The 10,144-nt window shown below is 41.5% G+C and carries 17 protein-coding genes and 1 pseudogene; 7 read left to right on the plus strand and 11 right to left on the minus strand.

Annotated features, from left to right (window positions below; all coding sequences use genetic code 11):
• Positions 1–263: 263 nt before the first annotated feature.
• From LC653_RS42290 to LC653_RS42335, 10 genes are all read right to left on the minus strand, one after another.
• Positions 264–2,003 (minus strand): hypothetical protein, encoded by a 1,740-nt coding sequence (locus tag LC653_RS42290; protein ID WP_229501261.1) that lies wholly within the window; start codon positions 2,001–2,003, stop codon positions 264–266.
• Positions 2,000–2,731 carry a GIY-YIG nuclease family protein gene (locus LC653_RS42295; RefSeq protein WP_229501262.1) on the minus strand — a complete coding sequence of 244 codons (732 nt, stop codon included), beginning with the start codon at positions 2,729–2,731 and terminating at the stop codon, positions 2,000–2,002. The genes LC653_RS42290 and LC653_RS42295 overlap by 4 nt, the downstream gene beginning before the upstream one ends.
• Positions 2,732–2,786: 55 nt before the next feature.
• A complete protein-coding gene (locus LC653_RS42300) occupies positions 2,787–2,948 on the minus strand; it encodes a hypothetical protein (protein WP_229501263.1) in 162 nt (53 codons plus the stop codon).
• 193 nt (positions 2,949–3,141) lie between these two features.
• A complete protein-coding gene (locus tag LC653_RS42305) occupies positions 3,142–3,741 on the minus strand; it encodes an alpha-ketoglutarate-dependent dioxygenase AlkB family protein (protein ID WP_229501264.1) in 600 nt (199 codons plus the stop codon).
• The gene (locus LC653_RS42310; protein ID WP_229501265.1) at positions 3,738–4,421 is read right to left on the minus strand and encodes a hypothetical protein; all 684 of its coding nucleotides are present in this window, start codon (positions 4,419–4,421) and stop codon (positions 3,738–3,740) included. Before LC653_RS42310 ends, LC653_RS42305 begins: the two co-directional genes overlap by 4 nt.
• Positions 4,418–4,639 (minus strand): hypothetical protein, encoded by a 222-nt coding sequence (locus LC653_RS42315; protein ID WP_229501266.1) that lies wholly within the window; start codon positions 4,637–4,639, stop codon positions 4,418–4,420. Before LC653_RS42315 ends, LC653_RS42310 begins: the two co-directional genes overlap by 4 nt.
• Positions 4,640–4,642: 3 nt before the next feature.
• Positions 4,643–4,855: a hypothetical protein gene (locus LC653_RS42320; protein ID WP_229501267.1), complete on the minus strand. Its 213-nt coding sequence runs from the start codon at positions 4,853–4,855 to the stop codon at positions 4,643–4,645.
• Positions 4,842–5,045, minus strand: a complete 204-nt coding sequence (locus tag LC653_RS42325; RefSeq protein ID WP_229501268.1) for a hypothetical protein — start codon at positions 5,043–5,045, stop codon at positions 4,842–4,844. The genes LC653_RS42320 and LC653_RS42325 overlap by 14 nt, the downstream gene beginning before the upstream one ends.
• A 95-nt stretch (positions 5,046–5,140) precedes the next feature.
• Positions 5,141–6,067 (minus strand): hypothetical protein, encoded by a 927-nt coding sequence (locus LC653_RS42330; RefSeq protein ID WP_229501269.1) that lies wholly within the window; start codon positions 6,065–6,067, stop codon positions 5,141–5,143.
• A gap of 222 nt (positions 6,068–6,289) precedes the next feature.
• Positions 6,290–6,544 carry a hypothetical protein gene (locus LC653_RS42335; protein ID WP_229501270.1) on the minus strand — a complete coding sequence of 85 codons (255 nt, stop codon included), beginning with the start codon at positions 6,542–6,544 and terminating at the stop codon, positions 6,290–6,292.
• 270 nt (positions 6,545–6,814) lie between these two features.
• Here LC653_RS42335 and LC653_RS42340 point away from each other — a divergent pair, with 270 nt between their 5' ends.
• From LC653_RS42340 to LC653_RS42370, 7 genes and pseudogenes are all read left to right on the plus strand, one after another.
• On the plus strand, positions 6,815–7,027 hold the full coding sequence (locus LC653_RS42340; protein ID WP_229501271.1) for a hypothetical protein: 213 nt from the start codon (positions 6,815–6,817) through the stop codon (positions 7,025–7,027).
• Between the two features lie 69 nt (positions 7,028–7,096).
• The gene (locus LC653_RS42345) at positions 7,097–7,297 is read left to right on the plus strand and encodes a hypothetical protein (RefSeq protein ID WP_109013053.1); all 201 of its coding nucleotides are present in this window, start codon (positions 7,097–7,099) and stop codon (positions 7,295–7,297) included.
• Positions 7,294–7,491 carry a hypothetical protein gene (locus LC653_RS42350; RefSeq protein ID WP_109013052.1) on the plus strand — a complete coding sequence of 66 codons (198 nt, stop codon included), beginning with the start codon at positions 7,294–7,296 and terminating at the stop codon, positions 7,489–7,491. Before LC653_RS42345 ends, LC653_RS42350 begins: the two co-directional genes overlap by 4 nt.
• A gap of 227 nt (positions 7,492–7,718) precedes the next feature.
• Positions 7,719–7,937, plus strand: coding sequence for a hypothetical protein (locus LC653_RS42355; RefSeq protein WP_229501272.1), 219 nt, complete (start codon positions 7,719–7,721; stop codon positions 7,935–7,937).
• A 108-nt stretch (positions 7,938–8,045) separates the two neighbouring features.
• Positions 8,046–8,651, plus strand: a complete 606-nt coding sequence (locus tag LC653_RS42360; protein WP_229501273.1) for a hypothetical protein — start codon at positions 8,046–8,048, stop codon at positions 8,649–8,651.
• 101 nt (positions 8,652–8,752) lie between these two features.
• Positions 8,753–9,256 carry a four helix bundle protein gene (locus LC653_RS42365; protein ID WP_229501274.1) on the plus strand — a complete coding sequence of 168 codons (504 nt, stop codon included), beginning with the start codon at positions 8,753–8,755 and terminating at the stop codon, positions 9,254–9,256.
• A gap of 36 nt (positions 9,257–9,292) precedes the next feature.
• Positions 9,293–9,532: pseudogene (locus LC653_RS42370) on the plus strand (hypothetical protein); the annotation flags it as partial.
• Positions 9,533–9,600: 68 nt separating this feature from the next.
• Here the strand turns inward: LC653_RS42370 and LC653_RS42375 are convergent.
• Positions 9,601–10,144, minus strand: a 544-nt coding sequence (locus LC653_RS42375; RefSeq protein ID WP_372478296.1) for a transposase, incomplete at its 5' end; no start/stop codon positions are given.

Genomic DNA, 10,144 nt, shown 5'->3' on the forward strand with positions numbered 1-10,144 from the left:
GTAACTCCACCACGTAAAGAAGCATCTGTTGCTGTTTAATACCTTAGATTATTCATACTTTTGCTAAGTCTCTGATTAACTCAGCCCTGCTGGGTCATTTTGTATAGCTTAGTCTAAACTCCAGTGAATAATCCTTGTCGGTCAATGATGCAAATAGGTTAAACAATCCGCCTGATATTATCCAACTTTCAAGCAAATTGACCTTCGCACCAATCCCCAGCATCAAGTTCAGTTTTGGGTTGCTGGTCGATAAAAGCCTATTTTTAAAAATCTACCCATTTGATATCAATAATTTGTCCATTCTTTTTAACTATTTGGCATTGATTGATAGGATTAGAAGCCCAATCAATGGCTTTTTGTCGAAGAACATCACTATCAGAGTGCAAATATTTTCTCATATCTTGTAATACGGCTTCGTCATCTTGAATGGGTGGCGAAACTATCTCAGTAATTGATGTTAGCTTTTTAGTTTTATTTTCTTCGACTTTCTTAGCTTTTAATGCTTCAATAGCTGAAGAAGCTGCTGCCAATTCTTCATGAGAGACAGGTAATTTTTTAGCCAAAGGTATGACATTAGGTTTCCGATTAGCCCAAAACTCCACTTCTTCAGGTTTGGCAGATTTGATTAAGTAAGCATTGGGGTCATTAACTGCACCAAACTCGTCTTTTGGAGGTGGTAATGTTTCTGGCCGGGGTAACTCTGGGGTAGAGTGTTGAACAGATGCAATGGATACTAGGTTTTGCACTAAGTTGGGTAGAGCATAATCAGCAACTTGTTCGACAACTTGGTTCGGAGTTTGTAGCCCAGTAACTCGCATTTGTTGGGGCAAAGGTAAGACGGCTCGTGCTTGTTTAGTAACGAGTTGCTCATCAGGTGCAGTGTCTAACCCATGTTGTCGGCGAGTTTGGATATTAACTACGCGATGGATGAAAGTGGATTGATACCATTCCCACTCAATCGGCAAGTTGGTTGGGTCATTGCGAAAATGCTTAAGGACTTTGGCTTTATTGGCGTGTAAATCACCGCCATATTCCTTAAGCCAGCGGTTTGCTATTGCTGTTTGAAATTCAGTGTCCAGTTTACCGTCTTCGTTACGCCAGGGGCCATCAGGTAGCCAATCCCAAACAACATCATGTGTTTTTTTGCGCTGTTGAGAGAAAAAAGGGTCGGGCGGCGGAACATTTGCCTTGATGATGGGTTTGTTCGTTAGTTGCGAAGTCTCGGCTCCGTTTAACAACGAAGTCGAAGAACTTGAAATGGGTTGTTCTTGCACAAGAAATCCAAATTCCGCTTTTTTTTCTTCTTTCTCTTCTTGCGAGTTGGTCGGTATGAGAGAGGGATTTAGGGAGAGAGAGGAAGTCTCTTTAGAAATCTCTATGAAATCTCTATATATAGATAAGTTAACGGTTTCGTCGTCGGTTGTTACACATTTCGTAGCTGCTTGTTGCTGGTTTCGTAGTTCCTTGTTAACGATTTCGTCACTATGAGTTACCCATTTCGTCAACAAGGATTTTTCAAAGGTTTCAGGGCAGTATGAGGATGCAACTCGATAAGTAATTGCTGCGATCGCAAGAGGACAAATGTCAATGTGCATGACATTTGGAAGAACTCCATAAGGCGTTTGGATTGGCTTATTCAGGACTTTGATTAACCCCATCCCTTCTAAAAGCCGCATCGATTCCCTGATACATCGTGGTGAAGCATTAAGTGATTCTGCAAATGCATCGGGACTGCGGCGTAATAAATCTTCTTTAAATTTTTTCTTCCAACCAATTTCTTCACCTGTCAGTTCATCTCTTTGCAGGTATGGACGATACCAATACACAATGTCTGCCAGAATATCAATTGCTAATCTATCTGCCTTTTTTTCTCCAGACCGAGTTTGATAGCAAATATGTTTGTACCAGCTTTTTGGTGTAATATCACCCTCGAATTTGATGTGGGCGATTGCATCTACTATCGGGTGTCCTGTCAAGACAGCACTACATAAATCTTTATTCATACAAGCAAACCTCCACTTAAGCACGCAGAAAATCCCGTGATAGTTCCTCTAATAGATAGTTCAACTTCGTCCAGCTTTATTTGCTTTTGATGAATGAGTAATCTTTTTAAAGCTTCCATAACACAGTCAGCCCATTGTTTTATCCCAAAATCGCAAATGTATTGAAGAGATTTTAAAGTGTTAATCTTAAAAAGATTTTCATAAAAAACCGCTTGGAGTTCTAACTTCAAGCTGAGTTCTAAAGAAAATTCTGCATTGGAAGGGAAGAAAGCTAGGTAACTTTGAAATGTAGTTTTACTAATTAGATGTTTAGCTACTATAACAGCTACATTCAAAGAAATGTTTTGTGCTTCATACCTAGAGAAATAAAAGCTATCCTTGACAGAATCAACACTTTGAGAGTATTTTTCTACCATCTCTTCTTCGGAATCGAAAACAAAAGAATTCCAGCCTTCTTTACTGTAATCAGTAAGTTCAAACCACTCCCCAAATATTCGATAATTCTTGTACTGTTCGTGAAATAATTTTTCATCATTAATTGCATCTGGTGTCCAAAATGAATCAATTATCCGTAATGGATAAGGAGATTGGACTTTAAGCTGTTCAAAACGAGCGAAAGGATTCACACTACGCCCAATCTTATAGCGGTTTGTTCCTTCTGCATGAATCAAGTAAACATATCCTTGATTTGAACGATAGCGTTGAAGTGTTTCTTCTAATAAAATCATGTTGATCTCCGAAAGCAGGTATTATTGGTTTAGAAGCATGAATGCAGTAAATTATTCAATCGATATCTGTTGCCCGTTTGAGTAACTCTCCAAAATCTTGGCTTTCATGTTCGCGTTCCAAAATCTGTCTAACTAAAGTCCCAACTGGAATTTTTTTCCAGGCAGCAATTTTTCGATAGTCTTCATAAGCTTTCTCTGATAAAGTGATCGAAAGCATATATCGCTCTGTCATAAATCTCTCCGAAATCTGCAATACTATAAAAATGATGATTCCATTTAACTAGTACAAATGTACTAGTTAAATACCAGGGTTGTTTAAACAATTTCACTGCAATTGCACAGCAAATTTATAGTTATTTCTTATAGTGAGTTTGCTGTAGCTTCGATTTATCTGATGGTTTAAGAAAAAATCATCTCTTACCCCCAACGTGCGGTCGAAAAGTTAGATTAATCCGTGTACTAACGACCTTATTGGTCTTCGGAACTTGATGCAGATGAGTACTCTGACAGCCTGGAAGCATCACCAGCAGACTCCCATGCTCCAACCAAAAGTCAGTAGGCTTGCCCCCAATGGCCTTAATTTGGAATTTCCTCATTGAACCCAGACTGATGGATGCGATCGCTGGGTTAAATCCCATTGATGCTTCACTATCGTTGTGCCAGCCGATGCTGTCTTGTCCGCTTCTGTACTGATTACCGATAACGATACGGAAATTGTAGCCAGTTACATCTGTAATCCTCTGCCTTACTTGTGCAAGCGATGAAGTCCAAGGCAATGGTTTAAGTAGTACGCTCTTGGAGTAGAGGTAATCACAGCCCTCATCCCCGTAAATACATTCCAAACGAGGTACAAGCATTGTTTTACCCAGCATTCTGATTGTGTTTTGCTGCCATTGCAGTTCTTGGCAATGTTGGTAGAGTTCGTCGGCTTCAGTAAGAGTGAGGAAGTCTGGATAGTAACTGACTGGTAAAACTGTGGTAGGTTCATCAAAAAGTGACATCTGTTTCATAAATATTTCCCTTGGGCTATCGCCCGTACAATCTCAAAAGCCTGTTCAGGCGAAATCGCCTGCTCAGGGTTCTTGTAAAACCCAGCGATCGCCGACTTGGGACGAATAATAATTTGCTGCCCTGTTGCACGTTTGTCCCACACAAAGCACGAGATGGTAACGTTATCGGTAGCCCAACGAGTACCCCGTTTGTCTTTCCGAAAACAGAAGCGGGGCAAAATCAGTACAAGTGACGGCGGGTATTGCTGCAAGAAATCCGCCCGATCATCACAAGGTTCGAGAAAGCTGGTAAGTAAAAAAGCAGCGACACCCACACGCGCTTTCTGGTACGCATTTTTGATGATTGGTGCAGCAAATTCCGCGTATGGTGGGTTAGTACAAATCCAGTCGCACTCTGCAAATTTTTCCCATGATTCGGCTAATGTTGCATCGTAGTGAAAATGTGCCTGTTTGTTCGGATCGATGTCGTTAGTCCAGATATGTTCTGTATGAGGCCACACATTCAACAAAGATGCGATCGCTCCCATCCCTACACAAGGTTCACCAATGACACCAGATAACGGAACATGGCGCAGTAGTTCAGTTGTGAACCAAGATGGAGACTCGTAAAAGTTGAGAGGATGTCGGGTTACTGTTTGGGTTGAAGTAATAGTAAGTTGTGGAGTTAGTGTCGCAATCATGCTGCTTCCTCCTGAGTATCTACAGAGTTCTGATTGTGGACAATGGTTGCGCTGATCGATTCAAAGTCAACCTGAAAAATGTTTAAATCAGGAGTCATTTCACCAGAGCTATAGCGGTCAACAATGTATTGTTTGATAGTTGATTCTGTAAGCCCATCAGGGATATAGATATGCGCTTCGCTAATGACTTTTTCTACTACTTGAACTACGATTTTCATAAATTACTCCTGAAACTGAATTCGGCTTAAAGTTTGTAGCTGTGCAGCAAGTGTGCTTAAGAAATCCTGGAGTTTTTGGGTTGCTTGCTCCTTAGTAATTTCTTTTTCAGAAACGTAAATTCTTGTATTTCCACGGGTAACTTCTACACGGGTGGTGTTTATTGCAGGTGAAGTCAGAAGAGTTAAAGCAAAATCCTCATATTTAATCCTCCTCATCTGAACATTCATCTTCGATGGATTCAAATTCTTGAATAGCAAATAAAGCCATAGCTACACACGCTCTTTCTGCTGGATGTGTAGCTGATTGCATCCGGTAGCCTTCACGGACTACACAGCCTTGAATCGCGTAGAACTTCTTAGCTAGTTTTTCAATCAGTACATCTTTTTGGAAATATCCGAGTTTCATATCTTTTCCTTTCAAAGTAGAATTTGCCTTTGTTGTAAAAGTCTTAATTTTTGATTACTCGGTGATCACTCTGCTTGACCAATGCCCAATGTCCATCAAGCCGTTACTAAAGATTTTCTAGCGAAAGCACCTGCCTGCTTTAGTGCTGCACTAGGACTGGGATGAGCGAAGAACTCTTCTATAGCTTTGGTCAACCCAGCCGCAACAGTCGGCTCGTGACAAGCGTAGACATAAATGGGCTGTTGCACACCGTTAACCAATCGTGTTTCTTGGCGATCGCCCAGATGTGGGTAAAACGTGCGAACCCATGTACCCAAGTGTCCCCGGTAGTGAGTGCCGCTCAGGGGGACTTTCTTACCCAGTTCTATCTCAGCAAAATTCACCACGCCCATCCACTTTTCTTGTGTGCCGGAGAGTGACTGTCTGTTGTAGTCAGCTATCAGATTGGCGGCGAAGTCAAAGCAATTCTGTTCCATGTATGGGTTGAGTCTGCCACCGGTGAGTTCGGCTAAAGTCTTCATTGCCTGTACGAAAGTATGTAACCGTTGCTCAACTGGAGGGAGAGCAGGTGTGGGAGAATGATTTTCCGTGAAAGAAGGTACGGCTGCAACTAAATCTAAAATGATGGTTCTTACTTGTGCTGCTACCTCAGACTGCTGTAACAACATTGCGATTCTCAACGTGCCGAGAGGCGAAAAAACTCTAACCTGAGATGTCTTAGATGGTAGACAGAGTATCTGTCGAGCATCCCGTAAGTCCTTTCCTGTAAGGGTTTTAGTCTCTTCAGTTCGGAATTCTGGGTGATTAATTCTGTAGAGTTCTTTGACCGCTGATTCCGTCGCCTCAAAGTATTCTGCTACCTGTGCAGTAGTAGCCCAACCACTGCCACCCCAGACAGCAAAAATTATTGCTTTAGCCTTGGAGAGAATGGATAAAGCTTTATCGCTCTCAAAATTTGTTAAAGCTGAAGTCCTCAGTGTTCTCGACTCCAGCAACACGGATTCATTTAAAGGTAAACTCATATTGTTCCTTAGCTTATGGGACAGGCGATCGCTATGCTTGGACGGCGGGCGGTCGTCTTTTAACTGTCCACTTTTTAACAGTCTATAGTGATGATATCACTATCTTGTCACTCTAGGTGCTTATAACAAAAACAAAGCCCGCTTATTCGCTAGCGGGCTTGTCCGGTTTAAGAAGATCCATCAATTGTGAATGTTTTTGCCTGAGAGAATCATTTTCTTCTCTCAGGCGGACAATTCCCCCATGATTACAGAGTCTTGCTGATGTGATTTGCGTTCTAAAGCCTCTATTCGCTTTTTTAGGTCTGTTACATCTATCTTCTCAGATTCATCAATGTAATCATCAATCCACGAAATTAGGATATCCGTGATTGTTTTCCCTTGGCTGCGGACTTTATTTGCAAATTTTGTTTTCCTCTCTTGATCAACTTGAATTTGAATGAAAACACGATCCGAAGAGGCTTTTGTTCCTTTAGTCATATTTGTTTAATTCCTAGACTATTGATTCTAGCTTATCAATGACTGCTTGTAATGACAATTTCATGAACATAATATTGACAATGTAGTGATAATATCATATAGTATAAATATAAGGGCAAGGAAAGCGAACCACCTGCACCCGTAACGCGAAGGGTTCGCAAAGTTAAACCAAATCGAGTTAAAGTTCCGAGTTTAAACACAGTACAGAGACATTTTTCAGCTAACCAAAACTGAAGTGCCGCCGGGAAAAGTAGCCGGAGCTAACCCGGAGTGGCCGGAAGTAAACTTGTAAAAGCTCAAGCCACCGGAGATGATTCCGATCACCAACCAAGTCTAAAAACTGGTTGTAAAAACTTCAATCTTTTCAGAATCAAAGCGATCGCACCTCTGGCATTGCCCCTCAAGCAATCGTGTACAAGCGTATGCGATTGCTCTGGCATTGCCCAAGAATTGCGATCGCCGTTTCACAGCAAACGATTGTAATTAGGATGCAGTAGCTAGCATCTTCTCTACAGCTATGTGCTGGGAAACCCAAGAAATGAACAGGAGGATATGAAATCAACCACGTTGTCAGTATTGAGACGTACATATCAACAACTACAAAATTTAGTTGATCAGTTGTACGTAGCAGCCCAAGCAGCATTAGACAACGAAGATTTTTCTGATGCTAGTTTACTGGAGAGTGCAGCCGATAAACTTTATGTAGAAGCAGAAAATCTAGACATCTTAATTTCGGAACTGGAGGAGCAGTGAAAACAGACGAACAGTTGAAAGCTCGAATTAAGGAGTTAGGGCGGGAGATGACGAACTATAGTCGTCAAGGCGTTGAGCTTACTGAACAAGGCGACAGGAAACAAGGTCATCAAATGATGAAGCTTGCCCATGAAACTAGCAGGCGTTGTCAAGTTTTAATCGGCGAACTGCTCAGACGACAAGGACAAGTTTAAAACCTCCTAACCTAACCCAATTTACATTCTAGTAAAGCGCGATGTCACAAGCATTGCGCTTTTTTGCACTCAAATAATACTTCGGTTATGAGGACGACTGGGTTTGAAGCCGAGCAATAAGGCAGGAGGCTACGCCAAAGACTTGTGAGAGCGTTGCGGTAAACTACAACCCACACAGAGAATGCCTCTTGATACGCAAAACGATTTATAAAAAAGGACTCAGCTAAATGACACTTCAGTACACAAATCCCAACGACTGGGGCAAATCACCTCTGGATGATAACGCTTTGAGAATAGAGCAAATCAAAGCAGAAAATAAGGCGGCACTTAAAACGCCAGCAATAATCGAAATCACGTCAGAAAATAATCCCGATATTTGGGAATTACTGCAACCTCCATCTGAGCAAGTTTCTTTCTTAAGGGAGGCTTCGCCAATAAGAGAGTGAGAGTGTTGTGGCAAGCCACAACATCAATTAGTACACAAATCAAAAGGTGATCGCTCTGGTCTGCAAAACTATGCGATCGCCTTTCTATCTATAAGGAATCTTAAAATTATGCCACAAGTCGCAACAACTGTAACCCCTTGCGTCAAAACAGTTGAAGAATTGAGAGTAATCGAAATCAGCTTCTACGACCACGAATATTACGCTGGTAAACAGCTAATAGCCACTATTACTCATGATGATGATTTAACACAACCTTGGGTAGTAGTGGTGAACGATGCGGAAGTCCATCGTGCTGCTACTCCAATGCTTTGCCATCGCTACATCTGCTGGCAGTATAAGCGAGGGACTCTGCCAGTACAGCAAGAAGCACCCCTAGCTACAACCGGGAACGAAGTTATGTGTGAAATAGCCGCCCAATGTGAGCAATTCGGATTTGAGTTGTTAGATGACGGCATCTATAGGGATGAACAGAAACTCGGTTCTATGGGCTGCACAGAGGGCAAGTGGTGGGTTATTCGGGCAACTTCAGTGCATCAGCAGAAAATCCCGTGTGATTCTGCGTTTGATGCAGTGTGGGTATTGTCGATGGTAGAACTGATGCAACCATCTTGTGAGGAACTGCTGGATAAGCCGTTTGACGAACTCACGCCGCAGGAATGGGAGCGGCTACGGGAATATCAGCCAGTGGTAGAACGGGAGTTGGTAGCGGCGTAGTTAAAGGGAAAAGGCGATTGCTGACAAGGCAGGGCGATCGCTTTTGCACCAAACTCTAATCAGAAATAGCAGTATGATACAACACGATTATTACTGATAACATGATCCAACAACCTCATGATAAATTTGCCAAGCAGTTTTTAGAAGAGTTACTTTCTCCCTTTGGGGAAGTAAAAACTAACAGGGAAGTAACTGATGAAACAAGATTTGTTGATGTGTTATTTTCGCCAACACCAACATCTGCGGTTGATGCAGAAACTTTAGGATTATTGGGTAGAATAGCGGTATTAAATACTACTTTACTAGAACCGTTTCGCAATCAACCAAGCCAAGCTCAATTCGCAATTGTAAATTCGCAATTCGCAATTATAATTTTAGGTAATTTGTACCGCCAAATGAATCAACTATTTAATTACATATTTGTAATTGCGAACTGCGAATTGCGAATTGCGAATTGTTCTGAGTATTGGTTAGAAATATTAATAGAATCCGAATTGGTTGAAAAAACTAAGTTTGAATCTCTTCTTCAAGAAACCAGAGAAGTTGGCAAGATTCTAGTTGCTTCTACTCGAAAAATTAAAGATAAAATAAACAATCGAAATTAATTGCGAATTGCGAATTGCGAATTGCGAATTGTTTTTGATGACCAGGAGTTAATTATGAATTTAACAGAAGCTTATCAAGAAGCAAGAGCGCAAGCGGTACAAGAAGGGCAACGCCAAGTTGTAGAAAACTTGTTGAGATTCCGATTTGGTTCTGTGGATGAAGAACTTTCAAGAGTAGTCGATAGTTTGTTGCAGTTAACACCAGAAGAATTTACTCCCCTATGTCTTGAATTATCTCGTGAAGATTTGCTGGCAAGATTTAATTCACATCAATAATCTGTACAGGGAAAATAATTAGTAATAAAAAGCGCTTTTGTGAAATCAAGAGCGCTGTTTTATTGGCTCTACGCATCACTGGGGGGTAAATTAGTCAAAATTGCGATTTCCCATTCCTTATCTCGTGTCGGCTTAAACAACTTAAGTACGACTCGTCGGCACTTTAGGTAATTTCCTTCGTAACAAATTTCGACTTCCTGCTCAAAAATATCTCCAGTCTCGGTTTGACCCAAAGCTTCTAATTCAGTCACTTCTTGAGAGCCTAAAGAACCATGTTGACGAATCACGAAGAAAGCTTTTTGGTTCGCAATCGTGACCAGAAACTTGGCTGTGCAGAAATTTCTGTCTGCGCTCCAAACCTGCAAAGGTTCTACAGACGACAGTACATGATTAAATAAACTACGTTCTTGGGCATGACCATCTTCACAGGGAAATATGTCTACTACCAGCTTTGATAGTGGGTCTGAGACTACTATTACTTTTCCTGGTAAAGCTTTAGCTGCAAATTGACGAATTGCATCCAAACGATGGTCTGTGGCAGCCAAACAAGTCCCATCGACTATTCTGAGTTGATATCCTGGTAGTGGATTTGCTTGTTCTCCACCCATTAAA

The sequence above is a fragment of the Nostoc mirabile CHAB5784 genome (assembly GCF_020829645.1).
Classification (GTDB): Bacteria; Cyanobacteriota; Cyanobacteriia; order Cyanobacteriales; family Nostocaceae; genus Nostoc; species Nostoc mirabile.